The organism is Bradyrhizobium archetypum, from assembly GCF_013114835.1.
Taxonomy (GTDB): domain Bacteria; phylum Pseudomonadota; class Alphaproteobacteria; order Rhizobiales; family Xanthobacteraceae; genus Bradyrhizobium; species Bradyrhizobium archetypum.
In genome coordinates this window covers 187012-204281 of the sequence record NZ_JAAVLW010000001.1, presented here as the reverse complement: position 1 = coordinate 204281, position 17270 = coordinate 187012, and the positions used below count along the sequence as shown (strand labels likewise).

Here is a 17270-nt window from a genome sequence, read left to right as displayed (position 1 = left end):
TCCTTGAAAGCTTCAGGCGCCGACGCGCCTACAGCCAGTCCTTTGGGGAGGAGTGGCCCTTATTTCGGGAAGCCAAGCGTGCAGCCTGCAACAAAGGCGTACACAGACTGTTTCCGTCACGAGCCCGGGAACCGAGCACAAAATCCAAACCGGCCGTAAGCCGTCCGGAATCCTCCCGCCCGGAAGCGGTTCAGAGGCATATCACGCGGCGACCTGATTTCTGTTTCGCCGTCCGGCAGGACTTTCCCCGCACCTGACCAGCTGCCGGACGCGGGGGAGGGAATTGGTCGGCGTCAAGGCCAGCCGCGAGATAAACCGACATTTTGGTTCGAGAGGATTGCGTCGCACTGAGAGGCTTCGAAAATGGCGAGTTAATCGGCGCGAATGCGAGATTGACTTTGTCGCTGATCAATCAATGCGGCAAAACCCGGCTGATAGTGCGATCTTCTGTCGCCAGGGGTCGCCTTCGCATATTGTTGATGACGAGCTTTGGAATTCTGCCGGCGGAAAAACGGTCGGAACTTTATGGCCGCAAACCCAAGACCAAAGCGATCCTGAGGGTCCCAGGAAATCACACCATCGCTGTTGCGGGAAGGACAAGCTCGGCGTTTCGCCTTCGGCTGCCAGTGCAGCAGTTCAAGTGCCCGGGCGGCACGCAACATGTCGCGCGCAGGTCACCAGCCTTGACATCCGTAGCAGCTACGACAGGATTCCTGCATTGTCCGCACCGCTACACGCGCCAAGATAGTTGGATCCGATTCACCCCCTGCGGCCAGAGTTAAGACCTTCTCAGCAAGGCATGCCTTCAACGAAGAGGTCCGCCTCGCTTCGGGCACCATCCTGACAGCATGCTCCAGAACACCCCTCAACTCAGCACACACTTTATTTTGCGAGGAGTTTGCGGGCGTCATGATGCTACTCCACAAAATAGAACCTGTTCATGCGGACTCCGGCCTACCAGCCAGTGTTCCCGAAAAACTAGAACTCGGCACCTGATGGCCCGTTCCGCCGAGTGAGTATGGCAGTCGGGTTAGGGACGGTCACGCCGACGAATACAAGAGATATGATGAGCTGATGTGACAGTTGGACGAAGGAATAACTGTGGGCTCGCTGGGATGTAGTGCCACTCGATCTGCCGGTGCTGCGACCAGCGCAATGTTGCCATGCTGGTGAGCTCGGTGCCGCTATCAGGGACAATTATCGCTGGAACAACGTGCAATGCAATCACAGCATCGAGCTCGCCCGACCCCCAAAGACTGGCGGCGCACTATAAAAGATAAGCAAGACATTCCCGCGTGAAGTCATTGACAATAGCCAGTATGCGGAAGCCAAAACAGATCTCAGATTCTAACTGGTTGAGAGCGACCGGGCCCTCATCTCGTTCTTGGGGAGCTCAGTTCATTTAGCCGAAGACCGAAGCGCTCCGGCGCCCCGGGGACGGCGCGCAGCCGGCCAGCAATGGCTTCAATGCTCTTTTGATCGCGTCCCGATCAGCCAACAGCTTTACCTTCGTCCACCGCCAGATCGTCGTCTTGTCTATGCCAATACCAGTCTAGAGAAGAATACGATGCGCTGGCTGCCTCCGCCTCGTTCTACGCGCGAAGTTTGCGCCACAGCCCCTTGCCACTCACCACAGCTAGCCCAAATCCCCGGTATCGCCCCCACGGTTCACCCGAGGATGTGCTCGATGCCTCCTTTGGGCAGACGAGAAGCGTGTAATCATATCGTCATAAGCGTTGGATATGTGTGATCAAATTTCCCCGGCGCTTCGCGAGGTAACGGCTATCCTGCATAGATTGTGCCTGGACAACATACTAGCGGCGCTGAATCAGGTAGACGAAAAGCCAGTCGGCGGCCAATCGGAGGACTTGCCAGGTGGCAGCCGCATCTCAGCCACTCTGATTGCACTGCTGCTGACGAACCGCCGTTGTATCGTAGGGGCGCTGCGATGAGTGGCATCGATCGATATAAACCTCGCGCACACCGAATTATTCGAGATGAAGACGCCAGGCAAATGTACGGTGGCTTGCTGAAGAATGGCACGATTGGTCAGTTTTCAAAGGTTGGGTTCTAAACTAAGTATCGGAATCCGGGATGACTTCGATTGATGATAGCTTAAGTGAGATCAAATCCGTGCGGAACGACATTTGGCGTGTTCGTACGTTGCTTCAAACCGAGTTGCCTGATGCGGAGCGAAAAATCGTTGAGAAGCGCCTGCTTGAACAGCGTTCCGCCTTTGAACGGCTCTTAGCGACCACATTTCCTTTGACGTTGAGGCTCTGAAGTCAATTCGGAGCCTGTGCCGCTCAAAAGCTAACTAAACGACGGACGTTTGAATTTCTTATTGACCGAGAGCATCTCGTGACTGGGAGTGGATTGTATGCGGGCTCCGGCAAAGCTCAGATGGAGGCAAAACCGAATCGCCAAAAATGTCGCGGTGATAACCTGCCTTGTTCCTTATCTTGCTTTCCACAAGTTTGATTAATTCTCCGATCCGCAGTCTGCATCCCTGATCAGCGGCAGACCAATCTGCACTCTTTTCGGCCGCCTTCGATGGCTGATCTTGGCGATTGCCCGTTGCATTCGGGAGCTCAGGACACCAATTCGGCAGAACGATAAGCAGGTAAGGGCGAGTTTTTTGCGATCGCGACGAATCCGGTGTTTGGCCCCGACAAAGAAAGATGCGCTCGGCGCTTCCAAGAAACGCGCGGCCTTCATCGGTGTTCCAATTCGCAATGATGCAACGGTTGCGGGCAGATCGTTGCTGGAAGACCGCTCGCCATGTCGGCTTTCGATTCCGACGGCCGCCCTCTGGCCATTAAGCAATCTGGTCGGCCAAACCGTGAAGCTGCATTTCCTGGTCGCGCGCGCGCCTCCAGCTATTTGGCGCAGCGCTCCTGGCGGCAGAAGAGGCTATCAGAGCTGAAGCCCACCCGCGACTGCAAAAGGGTCCATTAAGATATCATCGGCAACAGTCCCGGCGGCCTCTCGAGAAAATCGCGGTCGTTGCCCAGTCCAACAGGATTGTGTTGTTGCGGGGCGTTCTGCGACCCGCAAGGAACTGGTCCCCACGCGTGCACGAGCTGTCGCCGCGCGGCGGGGGACCCTATAAGAGAAGAATTGCGCCGGGCTGCCTGAGACGGTGGTTGATCGAAATTGTCACGCCCATGAGAAGAGGTCTTCACCGGAGCGCTGAACCCGTGCCAGGGATGATTCAACTCGCTGACAAGGCAACCCCTCGACGAGATCGGTGAGATCTCGCCACCGTTCCAAAAGTGCTCTGGATCCTGGAGGAGCAGGAGTTCCAGCGCGTCGACACATCGGACTATCAAGATCGCCGTACTGTCACTGACTCGATCAATCGCATCTCGAGAGGCGGTGGCGCGAAACAAGTTCCGCGCTAGACCTCTACCATCGCATCGTCGTGCGCATCCTGCTGCCGCCCTTGCGCGAGAGCCGCAGTGAGATCCCGCTGCTCGCGGCCGAGTTCTTGGAAAAATCAATGGCGAGAACGGTCGTGCATTGAGCTTCGCTACACTGCAATGGACGTGCTAGTAGTGAATTGCGTTTTCCCCGCAACATGTGCGAGCTCGAGAATTGCGTGTAGCGGACGCGATGCTGGCCAAGAAACTTGCGATCATCAGAACCGACTTTGCCAGCTCCTCACGGCGGGTGCCTGTTGGCGATGCTGTGGAGCCGCCGATCGGACGAGCTATCACTGCCGCAGCTGCTGGTCGTGCCGCTGTCGCCGAAGCGCCGGCGCGGCTTCCGGGGGAACTGGTCACTGCATCCGATTTCGAGTTCGCAAGTTGCGGCCGAACCGGGGGCGAGACCGCCGAGCATTTGGGAGCGGCGCGAAAATGACCGACCGCGACCACGTTACCGCGGCCATCGAGAAGTCGGGCTGGGTGCAGGAGGGAGGCGACTCGCCGCCTTAGGTTAACCTACGCCGGCTGCACGCTCAAGAAGTATGGCCACCAGATCAAGCGTCTGTTAGCCGAGTGTCGCGGTCGCGACACGCTGTCTGGCCCAGGACATGCACAAGAGGGAAATCGCCGAGATAAATCAGCTCGGCGTTTGGCACGACCTTTGAAGGGAAGAAACTGTCCCGTCGCCTGCCCAAGGAATCGGAGTTTATGGCCTACAAGATAATCGCCTCCCAGTGCACCGTCTGCGGCGCATGTGAGTTCGAATGCCCGAACGTAGCAATCAGCCTCAAGAACGACGTATATGTAATTGATCCGAAGAAGTGCACCCAATGCGAGGAGCATTGCGACACGCCGCAATGCGCCGTTATCTGCCCGGTGCCCGGCACGTGCGTGCAGGCATAAGGAGCGGCCGATGAGCGGGTCCGCTGCGCGCAGCAAGATTGAAACACTATCGGCGGCGTTTCTGATTCGCGGCCTGGTTGGCCGCGGGCTGCGTGTGACTTACGCGATCGCCCATGCGGTGAAGGGGGCGCGCTGCCGCCGTCGTCGGACATGGTCGGAGTCGTCCTTGCGCGAGCGGCGGAGCGGGCAATGGTAGCAGCCGTAAAAGACACGGTCGACCGGGTGCGCTCGATCGACGTCGACCAGTATCGATATGGGTTTGAGACACTGATTGAATCCGACAAGGCCCCGAAGGGTCTATCGGAAGAAACCGTCCGCTTCATTTCCGCCAAGAAGAACGAACCGGCCTGGATGCTGGAATGGCGTCTGGAGGCCTATCGCCGCTGGCTGACCATGACCGAGCCGACCTGGGCGCGCGTCAACTATCCGAAGATCGACTATCAGGACATTCACTATTACGCGGCGCCGAAGCCGAAGAAGACGCTGTCGTCGATCGATGAAATCGATCCCGAAATTCTCAAGACCTACGAGAAGCTCGGCATCCCCTTGCGCGAAGTCGCCATTCTCGAAGGCGTCGAGCCGCCGCCGGGCGGCGAGCCGTCGGCCAACCGCAAGATCGCGGTCGACGCGGTGTTCGACTCGGTTTCGGTCGCGACCACGTTCCAGAAGGAGCTGAAGGCTGCCGGCGTGATCTTCATGCCGATCTCGGAAGCGATCCGCGAGCACCCTGAATTGGTGAAGCAGTATCTTGGTTCGGTCGTGCCGACCTCGGACAATTACTTCGCGACGCTTAACTCGGCAGTGTTTTCGGACGGCTCGTTCGTCTATGTGCCGCCGGGCGTGCGCTGTCCGATGGAGCTGTCGACCTATTTTCGCATCAACGAGCGCAACACCGGCCAGTTCGAGCGCACGCTGATCATCGCCGACAAGGGAGCCTACGTCAGCTATCTCGAGGGCTGCACCGCACCGCAGCGCGACGAGAATCAGTTGCATGCCGCGGTCGTTGAACTCGTCGCCCTCGATGACGCCGAGATCAAATATTCGACGGTGCAGAACTGGTATCCCGGCAACTCCGAAGGCAAAGGCGGCATCTACAACTTCGTCACCAAGCGTGGCGACTGCCGCGGCAACCATTCGAAGATCTCCTGGACCCAGGTCGAGACCGGTTCGGCGATCACCTGGAAGTACCCGAGCTGCATCCTGCGCGGCGACAATTCGCGCGGCGAGTTCTATTCGATCGCGATCTCGAACGGTTACCAGCAGGTCGATAGCGGCACCAAGATGCTCCATCTCGGCAAGAACACGTCGAGCCGGATCATCTCCAAGGGCATCGCGGCGGGCAAATCGCAAAATACCTATCGCGGCCTCGTCACGGCGCATCGTAAGGCGACCGGCGCACGCAACTACACCGCCTGCGATTCGCTCCTGATCGGCGACAAGTGCGGCGCGCATACCGTGCCTTATGTCGAAGCGAAGAACTCGTCGGCGACCTTCGAGCACGAGGCGACGACGTCGAAGATTTCGGAGGACGTGCTGTTCTATTGCACCCAGCGCGGGCTTTCGCAGGAGGAAGCGGTTGGCCTCGTGGTCAATGGCTTCGTCAAGGACGTGCTGCAGCAACTGCCGATGGAATTCGCGGTTGAGGCGCAGAAGCTGATCTCGATCTCGCTGGAGGGCAGCGTCGGATGATCCAGTCCGCGGATGAGCCGGTCGAGGCTTTCGTCCGCGCGATGGGTTGGATGGCGAGCATCCGTGATAGTTCAATCAAGGTGTCTGAAGCGCTGCTCAAGGAGTTGATGGAGTTTAGTAGCCGACCGGCTTATTGGACGATTGATGCGGTGGGCACAATTCCCGTCGAGGACGGAGAGAAGTGGTTGGTGCGGTTCAGGACGTTCGTTGACGGATCGATAATTTGGCGCATGCATGAGCGGCTAGACTCCGTTTCATCTGCTCCCAGGTTCAAATTCGTACGGCGCAGTCCTGAATTGAAATGGGATGATGTCGGCTACCTTACAGAGTGGCCATCACGATGGACGTCGGATTCGAACGAGCCAATGCAACAGTTGGTGGAAGTCGCTCAGCGTTCCGACAAAAGGCGGAAGTAACTAATGTCATTGCTTGAAGTGAAAGATCTGAAGGTCCGTGTCGAGGAGCGCGAGATTCTCCACGGGCTGACGCTGACAGTGAATCCGGGCGAGGTGCATGTGATCATGGGGCCGAACGGCTCCGGCAAGTCGACGCTTTCGCACGTTATCGCGGGCAAGCCGGGCTATGAGGTTACCGACGGGCAGATCCTGTTTAGGGGCGAGGACCTCCTGGAGATGGAGCCGGACGAGCGCGCCGCCAAGGGCGTGTTCCTGGCGTTCCAGTATCCGGTCGAAATCCCCGGCGTCACCACCTGGAACTTCCTGCACACGGCGTTGAACGCCCAGCGCAAGGCGCGCGGCCAAAGCCAGCTTACGTCTCCGGAATTTCTCAAGAAGGTCCGCGAGGTCGCCAAGTCGCTCAACATCCCGCAGGACATGCTCAAGCGCGGCGTTAATGTCGGCTTCTCCGGCGGAGAAAAGAAGCGCAACGAGATCTTGCAGATGGCGCTGTTCGAGCCGGCCGTCTGCATTCTCGATGAAATGGATTCCGGTCTCGACATCGACGCGCTCAGAATCGCCGCCGACGGCGTCAATGCGCTGCGCTCGCCCGAGCGAGCCATCGTTGTCATCACGCACTACCAGCGCCTGCTTAACTACATCATCCCTGACTTTGTGCATGTGATGTCCAAGGGCAGGGTCGTCAAAAGCGGCGGCAAGGATCTGGCGCTGGAGCTTGAGGCTTCCGGCTACGCCCAATTCGAAGTCGCAGCCTGACGCAAAACGGATTTGTGATGAATTTGGTTTTGGCAAAGAACGAGACCGGACGCGCGCTGAGCGACAGCTTTGCGATTGCGCGCGATCGGCTGCCCGGCGCCGGCAAGGTGGCAGAAGCGAGAAGCGCCGCCTTCGAGGCCTATGAGCGCGCAGGACTGCCGCATCGGCGGATCGAAGACTGGAAGTACACCGATCTGCGCGCGCTGATGCGCGAGGTGCTGCCGCTGGCGCCTGCGCCGGATGCGGCTGCGCTGAAGCGGGCCGCGGCGGCCGTAAAGCTGCAGGCGATCAAGGGCTCGCGCCGGCTCGTGCTGGTCGATGGCGTCTTCGTGCCAAAGCTTTCAGATGTTGTGGGCCTGGAGAAAGGCCTTACCATCCGCACCTTGCGGGACGTGCTGGAAACCGGCGACGCTGCGTTGCAGGCCGAGCTCTTCACGCCCGATAACGCCAATCCGATGGTGGCGCTCAACAGCGCGATGACGACAGACGGTGTCGTGATCGAAATCGCCGACGGCCTCGTGCTGAAGCAGCCGCTCCAGATCATTCATGTCGCCAGCGGGCCTGCGCCCGCGGCGATGTTCACCCGTTCGCTGCTGCGGCTCGGCAGGGATGCCGGGGTGACGCTGGTTGAAAGTTACATCGCGGCCGATGGCGCTAAGATCTATCAGGCCCATGATTCTCTGATCATCGCGATCGGCGACAATTCGCGGCTCGACCATGTCCGCTTCGTCGAGGACAGCCGTGAGGCCTTCAATATCTCCTCCGCCGTGGTGGCGCTGGGCGCACATGCGCATTTCAACACCTTCAGCATGACATCCGGCGCCGCCGTCAGCCGCTACCAGGCGACGATTACGTTCGCCGGCGAGCACTCCCGGGTCGAGACCAACGGCGTCAACCTGCTCAATGGCCGCCAGCACGCCGACACCACGCTGTTCATGGACCATGCGGTGCCGCGTTGCGCCAGCCGCGAGGTGTTCCGCGCCGTCGCCGACGACCGCGCTCATTCGGTATTCCAGGGCCGCATCGTTGTGCGTCCCGACGCGCAGAAGACCGCCGCCAAGATGATGACGCGGGCGCTGCTCTTGTCCGACGATGCCGAGGCCGACAACAAGCCGGAACTGGAAATCTTCGCCGACGACCTCACCTGCGGCCATGGCGCCACCACCGGTGCGCTCGACGAAAGCCTCTTGTTCTACCTGCGCGCCCGCGGCCTCTCCGAGAAGGAGGCGCAGGCGCTCTTGATCCAAGCGTTCGTGGGCGAGGCGATTGAATCCATCGTCAATGACGATTTGCGAGAACTCGCAATTGCAGCCACGCAGCGCTGGCTGGAGGCACGTTCATGAGTCAGCACCCGGCGGTCAAAAATGGTGCCTATGACGTGCATCGCGTGCGGGAGGATTTCCCCGCGCTGGCGATGAAGGTTTATGGAAAGCCGCTGGTCTATCTCGATAACGCCGCCTCCGCTCAGAAGCCGACCGCCGTGCTCGACCGCATGACGGAGGCTTACAAGAGCGAATACGCCAACGTGCATCGTGGCCTGCATTACCTCGCCAATGCCGCGACCGACGCCTATGAGGGCGCCCGCGCGAAGGTGGCGCAGTTCGTCAACGCGCGCGGCACCGAGGAGATCATCTTTACTCGTAGCGCCACCGAGGCGATCAATCTGGTCGCGCAGACTTTCGGCCGCGAGCGCATTACAGCGGGTGATGAGATCGTTCTCTCGATCATGGAGCACCACGCCAATATCGTGCCATGGCATTTTCTCAGGGAACGCTATGGCGCTGTCATCAAATGGGCGCCAGTGGACGGGGAGGGCAATTTCCTCCTCGAGGAGTTCGAACGGCTTCTGACCGAGCGCACCAAAATGGTTGCGATCACGCAGATGTCCAACGTGCTCGGCACCGTGTTGCCGGTGAAGGAAATCGTGAGGATCGCGCATGCACGTGGCATCGCGGTGTTGGTCGACGGCTCGCAAGCCTGCGTTCATCTAGATGTTGATGTCCGCGACATTGATTGCGATTTTTACGTGATGACGAGCCACAAACTGTATGGGCCGACCGGCATCGGCGTGCTTTACGGTAAGTATACGCATCTGGCGTCGATGCCGCCGTTCAATGGTGGCGGCGAGATGATCCGCGAGGTCTCGCGTGGCGGCGTCACCTACGGTGATCCGCCTCACCGGTTCGAGGCTGGCACGCCTCCGATCGTCGAGGCGATCGGTCTGGGCGCAGCTGTGGACTATGTCAATTCAATAGGAAAGGCACAGATCCACAAGCACGAGAGCGCACTGCTCGCTTACGCGCAGAACAAGCTGCGGGGCATCAAGTCCCTACGTATTATCGGAACGACGGCTGAGAAGGGCGCGATCATCTCCTTCGAAATAAAAGTCGCGCATGCACACGATTTTGCCACCGTCATCGATCGTGCAGGCGTGGCGGTGCGCGCCGGTACCCATTGCGCGATGCCGCTGCACGAACGTTTTGGCGTGCCAGCGACCTGCCGCGCTTCGTTCGCTCTCTACAACACGCATGAAGATATCGATGTGCTGGCGGGCGCGCTTATCAAGGCGCAGGAGCTGTTCTCATGAACGAAGGGGCTGGCCCCAGACCATGAGACGCGTCGTGTATACGCGAGTTGCCGCAGCAATGCGCTAAGCATTGTATCGCAGGACTTCCGCCCGGGCGAGTGGGTCCGCTACTTGATGCTGATTAAGAACGGCGCATGGATCCGCCCAATGATATTGGTGAGCCGCTGGTCTTTGCGGGCGAGACTCGAACCGTGCGGCAGATCTGTCCTACGCCCTTGGGTTCATAGCGCGGGCCGTCTTCATCATCAGTCGCGCTCACGGGATGATTCGTCTCGGCGAGAGCGGATCTCTCGGTGGAATCGAGGTATTAAGCCTCGATCATGATCCGGAAAAGTGCAAACCGGTTTCCCGAAAGATCCTGCTCAAACAAAGACATGGGATCATGATGCGAATTCCATCTAGTCGCATCATGATCGAGACGCCTGCCCGGCGTGCCGCCCGAATTGACCACTATGCCGCCGACCGAACCATTTCCGAAGGCGGACCACCGTTCACCGTGACGCGGCTTGATGCGCTGATCGAGCCGCCCACCTCTCGCGCACCCGCATGTGTGGTCTCCCGGCAACAATGGCGCGAGAGGGACAAAGATCTGGGGTAGATGCTGCAACGTTGTGCAGCAGGGGGCTCGTCCTCAAGTTTGATCTGAGCACGGCAGCGCCCCAATTAGGCGCGGTGGCCTGCCGATCCTCGCTCGCCATCTGCCTGTCGCGCAATCCAAGAGCCGCGGGACCTACACGTCCCCGTAGGCGCCTCGACATTCTTCCGGCAGCGGTCATAGCTTGCGATCATGAACAACGCGCCGATGGTCGCGAGGTTTCTTCAAGACATCGACAGCATCCTGCGTTGCCGTGCCTCGGATAATTCCGGAAGTCGTACAAATACAAAGTCGAGATCCCGACATGGAGGACCGTGACAACCAGAAAGAAGCGCGCACCAAAGTTCAACGCGATCATCAGCGCCGCGAGGAGTTCGAGCGAATCGACCACAACCGCCTGAAGTTGCGGCGTCGGCATTCCGGTCGCGCTCTCAAGCGACGCGGTGTAGGACGCGAACGCCTCGGGAACTGAAAATTTGGTCGCGATGAGATCGGCGGTCTGCTGTATGCCGAACAGCTTCGTCGCCCGCGTGTAGATGAACAGCAACGCGAAAGAACTCGCCCAAAGGTAACGAACGCTGGCTGGTGGAGCTGACTGCAGTGCGGACGCGGGAAGAGCGGAACGTTTATGGTCGTTCCGCTCTCCGCGATCAAATCGAATCCGTCTGCGCCCGGAAGGCGACCGCCTTCAATTAGCCGAGTTGCGGACGGCCGGCGCGCTCCTGGGCCTCGACCGCGGCGACCGCCGTCATGTTAAGGACGCCGCGCGCGGTCACCCCGGGCGTTAGGATATGCGCCGGCCGCGCCGGACCGATCAGGATCGGCCCCACGGGAAGCGCATCCGCCAGGACCTTTACCGTCTGATAGGCGATGTTGGCAGCATCTAGCGTCGGCATGATCAGGATGTTGGCCTCGCCGTCCAACATCGATTGCGGCAGCACCATCCGTCGTGCAGCGGCCGACAGCGCGGTGTCGCCCTGCATCTCGCCGTCAGCCTCGAGCCCCGGGTGCTTCTCTTTCAGAAGCTGGGTCGCGCGGCGCATCTTGCGCGAGGAGTCGGTGTCATAGCTGCCGAAGTCGGAATGCGATACGAACGCGACCTTCGGCTTGAAGTTGAAGCGCTGGACGTGGAGCGCCGCCAGCGAGGCGATTTCCGCCAGTTCCTCCGCGCTTGGGCTGGGCCGCACCTGGGTATCGGCGATGAAATAGGAGCCCTTCCTGGTGATCATCAGCGCCAGCGCCGCATAATCGCTGGTCCCCGGCAAGAAGCCAATGATCTCGCGCACATGCCGCAGGTGGCTCATGTACCGCCCCTCGACGCCGCACAGCATGGCGTCGGCTTCCCCACGCACCACAGCGAGGGCCGCGATCACCGTGTTGTTGGTGCGCACCACCGTGCGCGCCGCGTCCGGCGTGACGCCGTGGCGCCCGGCAACGTCGATATAGGACTGCACGTAGGAGCGATAGCGCGGATCGTCCTCAGGATTGACAAGGTCAAAATCCTCGCCCGGCTTGATCGAGAGGCCAAACCGTTTGATGCGGGCTTCGACCACCGAGGGCCGCCCCACCAGGATCGCCCGCGCCAGCTTCTCCTCGAGGACCACTTGCGTGGCGCGCAGCACGCGCTCGTCCTCGCCCTCGGCGTAGATGACGCGCACCGGCTGCGTCTTGGCCTTGGCGAACATCGGCTTCATAACGAGACCGGAGCGGAACGCAAACCGCTCGAGCAGCGCGCGATATTCGTCGAAATTCTTGATCGGCCGCGTCGCGACGCCGGAGTCCATCGCAGCCCTCGCCACCGCCGGCGCGATGCGCAGGATCAGGCGCGGGTCGAACGGGCTCGGGATCAGCGATCCCGGCCCAAAGCCCTGCGTCTCGCCGGTGTCGAAACCGGAAGCCACCGCGTCCGACGGAGGATCGCGCGCAAGCTGCGCGATTGCATCGACCGCCGCGTGCTTCATCTCCTCGTTGATTTCGGTGGCGCCGACATCGAGCGCGCCGCGGAAGATGAAGGGAAAGCACAGGACGTTGTTGACCTGGTTCGCGAAGTCCGAACGTCCCGTGCAGATCATCACGTCGGGACGGCCTTTGCGGGCCTCGTCCGGCATGATCTCCGGCACCGGGTTGGCGAGCGCCATCACCAGCGGCTTGTCGGCCATCTGCTTGACCATTTCCGGTCTCAGCACGTTTGGCGCTGACAACCCCAAGAAGATATCCGCACCGGGAATGACATCCGCGAGCACCCGCGCATCAGTGTTCTGCGCATAGACGGCCTTCCAGGGATCCATCGAGGTATTGCGGGCTTCATGGACGACGCCATCGATGTCACAGACCCAGATGTTCTTACGCTGCGCACCCATCGACACCAGCAGGTTGAGACAGGCGATCGCGGCCGCGCCGGCGCCGGAGCAGACGATCTTCACGTCGGGCAGCTTCTTGCCGTTGAGAAGCAGGGCGTTTGCGATCGCAGCGCCCACGATGATGGCGGTGCCGTGCTGGTCGTCATGGAAGACTGGGATCTTCATGCGCTCCTTCAGCTGCGCCTCGATTGCGAAGCATTCCGGTCCGCGGATATCTTCGAGATTGATGCCCCCGAAAGTCGGCTCCAGCGCCGCCACCGTGTCGACCACGCGCTCGATGGTGTCGGCCTTGATCTCGATGTCGAACACGTCGATGCCGGCGAACTTCTTGAACAGCACCGCCTTGCCTTCCATCACGGGCTTGGACGCCAGCGGGCCGATATTGCCGAGGCCGAGCACGGCGCTGCCATTACTGACCACGGCAACCAAATTGGCACGTGCCGTCAGAGAGGCGACCTCAGCGGGGTCTTTGGCGATCTCGGTGCAGGCGGCGGCAACGCCGGGCGAGTAGGCGAGCGCAAGGTCGCGCTGGTTGACGAGCGGCTTGATCGCCTGGATTTCGAGCTTACCGGGTCGCGGCAGCCGGTGATAGGCCAGCGCCGCCGAAAGGAGATCTTCAGAATGAGATGACATGCTACTCTCGCGTTTTCTAACCCCAAGTTTCTAATTCTGTGCTCGTCTAATCAAGGTCAGTTGTCCGGTGGATGGAGCCGGATGTGAAGCACGCCCGGCAGCCCGGATGCAACATCGGATCGCACCCCCATCAACAGCCCCCATTACATCAAGGCGTATCAGCCAGGGCGGTCTGGGCGTCGACGCGCATGCAGAAGCCCATGGAGCGGAAATCCCACAAGCGCTGTGGCTTGAGGTGCTCAGGCAGTCGAACAACGCCTGCGGGCCGGCCGCGACCATCTCTCTGGCTAGTCGGCCCAATAGGATTGGGATCAGGATGGCGAGGGAGGCCAGGCGCAATATGCGCACCACCGTCGCCAACGAGCTGAGCAGCGGTCAGGCTTCATGACGATGGTGATCCAGACTGGCTGACGCAGCCTTGCAGCTGGGTCGCCTCGTCACGTCCCATTTTCGGTAGCGGGCCCGTGTCGCAATGTTCTCGCGCTCTTGTGGGGCAAATGCTGTGCAATATCGCGCGCGCCCGCCCTTGTTTTTGTTTCGAACAGGATCAAACGAGCACGGTAGACACGCTCGATGTCGGGTTTGCAACAACAGTCCGGTTACCCGCGCGAAGGTGCCTATCTACTTTCAACTGCGCTGTTTTTTGCGCTCACGTCGCGGCTGGCACGGTCGTTGCAAAACTCTTGGCCGAGAGCCGCCGTGCAACAGGAAACCTTTGAAGGATATCAGCATGAGTCTCGCCACGACCCAGAGCATCGCAGAAATCAAAGCCCGCAACAAAGAGCTGATTCAGGAGGTGCTGAGGGTCTATCCGGAGAAGACCGCAAAACGGCGCGCCAAGCACCTCAATGTTCACGAGGCCGGCAAGTCGGACTGCGGAGTCAAGTCCAACCTCAAATCCATCCCCGGTGTGATGACGATCCGCGGTTGCGCCTACGCGGGCTCCAAAGGTGTGGTCTGGGGACCGATCAAGGACATGATCCATATCAGCCACGGTCCGGTCGGCTGTGGACAGTACTCGTGGGGCTCGCGGCGTAACTATTACGTCGGCACGACAGGTATCGATAGTTTCGTGACCTTGCAGTTCACATCCGACTTCCAGGAAAAGGATATCGTGTTCGGCGGGGACAAGAAGCTCGTCAAAATCATTGATGAAATTCAGGAGCTGTTCCCGCTCAACAACGGCATCACCATCCAGTCGGAATGCCCAATCGGTCTGATCGGCGACGACATCGAGGCAGTCTCCAGGGCAAAATCGAAGGAATATGGCGGCAAGACCATCGTGCCGGTCCGCTGCGAGGGTTTCCGCGGCGTGTCACAGTCGCTCGGCCACCATATTGCCAACGACGCGGTGCGCGATTGGGTGTTCGACAAGGTCACCCCCGAGAGTAAGCCGACATTCGAGCCGACGCCCTACGATGTCGCGATCATCGGCGACTACAATATCGGCGGCGACGCCTGGTCATCTCGAATTCTGCTTGAGGAGATGGGCCTGCGCGTGATCGCGCAGTGGTCCGGTGACGGTTCCCTGGCCGAGCTCGAGGCAACGCCGAAGGCGAAGCTTAACGTGCTGCATTGCTACCGCTCGATGAACTACATCTCGCGCCACATGGAGGAGAAATTCGGTATTCCCTGGTGCGAATACAACTTCTTCGGGCCCTCCAAGATCGTGGAGTCGCTGCGCAAGATAGCCAGTTATTTTGACGACAAGATCAAGGAGGGTGCCGAGCGGGTGATTGCAAAATATCAGCCGCTGGTGGACGCGGTGATCGCTAAATATCGCCCGCGCCTGGAAGGCAAGAGCGTGATGCTGTTCGTTGGCGGACTGCGTCCGCGCCATGTGATCGGCGCCTACGAGGACCTCGGAATGGAGGTCGTCGGCACCGGCTATGAGTTCGGCCACAATGACGATTACCAGCGCACTGCCCAGCACTACGTCAAGGATGGCACGCTCATCTACGACGACGTCACGGGCTATGAGTTCGAACGCTTCGTCGAGAAGATCCAGCCTGACCTGGTCGGCTCTGGCATCAAGGAAAAATATGTCTTCCAAAAGATGGGCGTACCGTTCCGCCAAATGCACTCCTGGGACTATTCGGGTCCGTATCATGGCTATGACGGATTTGCGATCTTCGCGCGCGACATGGACATGGCCATCAACTCACCGATCTGGAAAAAGACCAAGGCGCCGTGGAAGGAGGTCCCGAAGCCGAAGCTGTTGGCTGCCGAATAACCCAAGTGGCCCGGCTCACTGCTGAGAGCCGAACCCAATATTGATCACGATTTTCGAAAAGGATCCTACCAATGGCGCAGAGTGCAGAACACGTGCTCGATCATTTCGAGCTGTTCCGCGGTCCGGAATACCAGCAGATGCTGGCCAACAAGAAGAAGATGTTCGAGAATCCCCGCGATCCCGCGGAGGTAGAACGCATCAGGGAATGGGCGAAGACGCCCGAATATCGCGAAAAGAATTTTGCGCGGGAAGCGCTCACGGTAAACCCAGCCAAGGCTTGCCAGCCGCTGGGCGCGGTGTTCGCCTCAGTTGGCTTCGAGGCCACGCTGCCGTTCGTGCATGGCTCCCAAGGCTGCGTGGCCTACTACCGCAGCCATTTGTCGCGGCACTTCAAGGAGCCAAGCTCCTGCGTCTCCTCGTCGATGACGGAGGACGCTGCGGTATTCGGCGGGCTGAACAACATGATCGATGGGCTCGCCAACAGCTATAATATGTATAAGCCCAAGATGATCGCGGTCTCCACCACTTGTATGGCGGAGGTGATCGGAGACGACCTCAATGCTTTTATCAAAACCTCCAAGGAAAAAGGCTCGGTGCCAGCTGATTTCGATGTGCCGTTTGCGCACACGCCAGCCTTCGTGGGCAGCCATGTCACCGGGTACGACAATGCGCTCAAGGGCATCCTCGAGCATTTCTGGGACGGCAAGGCCGGGACAGCCGCGAAACTCGAGCGCGCGCCCAACAATAAGATCAACCTCATCGGCGGCTTTGACGGCTATACCGTTGGCAACATCCGCGAGATCAAGCGCATCTTCGAATTGATGGGCATTCACTACACTATTCTTGCCGATAATTCCGATGTGTTCGATACACCGACCGACGGCGAGTTCCGGATGTATGACGGCGGCACGACTTTGGAAGACGCCGCGAACGCGGTTCACGCTAAAGCAACGATCTCGATGCAGCAGTGGTGCACGGAAAAGACGCTGCCGTTCATCGCCGATCATGGCCAGGAGGTCGTGGCCTTCAATTATCCGGTGGGCGTGTCCGCAACGGATGAGTTTCTGATGGCGCTGTCGCGCATCAGTGGCAAAGACATTCCGGAGGAGCTGGCTCGAGAGCGCGGCCGCTTGGTCGACGCGATGGCCGACTCTAGCGCGCATATCCACGGCAAGAAATTTGCGATCTATGGCGATCCAGATCTCTGCTATGGGTTGGCTGCCTTCCTGCTCGAGCTTGGCGCCGAACCGATTCATGTGCTGTCCACGAACGGCAACAAGGCCTGGGAGGAGAAAATGCAGGCGTTATTTGGGAGCTCGCCGTTTGGGCAGAACTGCCATGCCTATCCGGGGCGAGACCTCTGGCATATGCGCTCGCTCTTGTTCACCGAGCCGGTCGATTTCCTGATTGGTAACACTTATGGCAAATATCTGGAGCGCGACACTGGTACGCCGCTGATCCGGATCGGTTTCCCAATCTTCGATCGGCATCACCATCACCGCTCTCCGGTGTGGGGCTATCAGGGGGGCATGAACGTGTTGGTGAAGATTCTCGACAAGATCTTCGACGAGATCGACAAGAACACCAACATTGCCGGCAAGACCGACTATAGCTTCGATATCATTCGTTGATGACGAACGGCGCACGCCATCGCCGGCAAACGTCGGCGA

At 59.7% G+C, this 17270-nt stretch carries 15 protein-coding genes and 1 pseudogene; 12 read left to right on the top strand and 4 right to left on the bottom strand.

Annotation, left to right across the window (positions count from 1 at the left end):
- Positions 1-371: 371 nt before the first annotated feature.
- A complete protein-coding gene (locus tag HCN50_RS00900; RefSeq protein ID WP_171707745.1) occupies positions 372-662 on the bottom strand; it encodes a hypothetical protein in 291 nt (96 codons plus the stop codon).
- A gap of 440 nt (positions 663-1102) precedes the next feature.
- Positions 1103-1327, bottom strand: a pseudogene (locus tag HCN50_RS33330) (integrase catalytic domain-containing protein); the annotation flags it as partial.
- 767 nt (positions 1328-2094) lie between these two features.
- Between HCN50_RS33330 and HCN50_RS00895 the strand changes: the two are divergent.
- From HCN50_RS00895 to HCN50_RS00850, 10 genes are all read left to right on the top strand, one after another.
- Positions 2095-2283 carry a hypothetical protein gene (locus HCN50_RS00895; protein WP_176722047.1) on the top strand — a complete coding sequence of 63 codons (189 nt, stop codon included), beginning with the start codon at positions 2095-2097 and terminating at the stop codon, positions 2281-2283.
- Positions 2284-2662: 379 nt separating this feature from the next.
- Positions 2663-2926, top strand: coding sequence for a hypothetical protein (locus tag HCN50_RS00890; protein ID WP_171707744.1), 264 nt, complete (start codon positions 2663-2665; stop codon positions 2924-2926).
- 1210 nt (positions 2927-4136) lie between these two features.
- Entirely contained in the window at positions 4137-4331 is a 195-nt protein-coding gene (locus HCN50_RS00885; RefSeq protein WP_171707743.1) for a 4Fe-4S binding protein, read from the top strand.
- Positions 4332-4341: 10 nt separating this feature from the next.
- Positions 4342-4527: a hypothetical protein gene (locus HCN50_RS00880; protein WP_171580729.1), complete on the top strand. Its 186-nt coding sequence runs from the start codon at positions 4342-4344 to the stop codon at positions 4525-4527.
- Positions 4521-6020, top strand: a complete 1500-nt coding sequence (gene sufB / locus HCN50_RS00875) for a Fe-S cluster assembly protein SufB (RefSeq protein WP_171707742.1) — start codon at positions 4521-4523, stop codon at positions 6018-6020. Before HCN50_RS00880 ends, sufB begins: the two co-directional genes overlap by 7 nt.
- A complete protein-coding gene (locus HCN50_RS00870) occupies positions 6017-6436 on the top strand; it encodes a hypothetical protein (RefSeq protein WP_171707741.1) in 420 nt (139 codons plus the stop codon). The genes sufB and HCN50_RS00870 overlap by 4 nt, the downstream gene beginning before the upstream one ends.
- Before the next feature lie 3 nt (positions 6437-6439).
- Positions 6440-7192 (top strand): Fe-S cluster assembly ATPase SufC, encoded by a 753-nt coding sequence (gene sufC / locus HCN50_RS00865; protein WP_171707740.1) that lies wholly within the window; start codon positions 6440-6442, stop codon positions 7190-7192.
- A gap of 17 nt (positions 7193-7209) precedes the next feature.
- Entirely contained in the window at positions 7210-8535 is a 1326-nt protein-coding gene (sufD, locus tag HCN50_RS00860) for a Fe-S cluster assembly protein SufD (protein WP_171707739.1), read from the top strand.
- Positions 8532-9779 carry a cysteine desulfurase gene (locus tag HCN50_RS00855; RefSeq protein WP_171707738.1) on the top strand — a complete coding sequence of 416 codons (1248 nt, stop codon included), beginning with the start codon at positions 8532-8534 and terminating at the stop codon, positions 9777-9779. The genes sufD and HCN50_RS00855 overlap by 4 nt, the downstream gene beginning before the upstream one ends.
- A 262-nt stretch (positions 9780-10041) precedes the next feature.
- Entirely contained in the window at positions 10042-10377 is a 336-nt protein-coding gene (locus HCN50_RS00850) for a hypothetical protein (protein ID WP_171580735.1), read from the top strand.
- 187 nt (positions 10378-10564) lie between these two features.
- Here the strand turns inward: HCN50_RS00850 and HCN50_RS00845 are convergent, their stop codons facing one another.
- Both HCN50_RS00845 and HCN50_RS00840 read right to left on the bottom strand, forming a co-directional pair.
- Positions 10565-10921: a DoxX family membrane protein gene (locus tag HCN50_RS00845; protein WP_235976687.1), complete on the bottom strand. Its 357-nt coding sequence runs from the start codon at positions 10919-10921 to the stop codon at positions 10565-10567.
- Positions 10922-11066: 145 nt separating this feature from the next.
- On the bottom strand, positions 11067-13367 hold the full coding sequence (locus HCN50_RS00840; RefSeq protein ID WP_171707737.1) for an NADP-dependent malic enzyme: 2301 nt from the start codon (positions 13365-13367) through the stop codon (positions 11067-11069).
- A gap of 730 nt (positions 13368-14097) precedes the next feature.
- On the opposite strand from HCN50_RS00840, the gene nifD reads away from it, so the two are divergent.
- On the top strand, positions 14098-15600 hold the full coding sequence (gene nifD / locus HCN50_RS00835; protein WP_171707736.1) for a nitrogenase molybdenum-iron protein alpha chain: 1503 nt from the start codon (positions 14098-14100) through the stop codon (positions 15598-15600).
- 71 nt (positions 15601-15671) lie between these two features.
- Complete coding sequence (nifK, locus tag HCN50_RS00830) at positions 15672-17231, top strand: nitrogenase molybdenum-iron protein subunit beta (RefSeq protein ID WP_171707735.1); 1560 nt, start codon at positions 15672-15674, stop codon at positions 17229-17231.
- Positions 17232-17270: the final 39 nt, after the last annotated feature.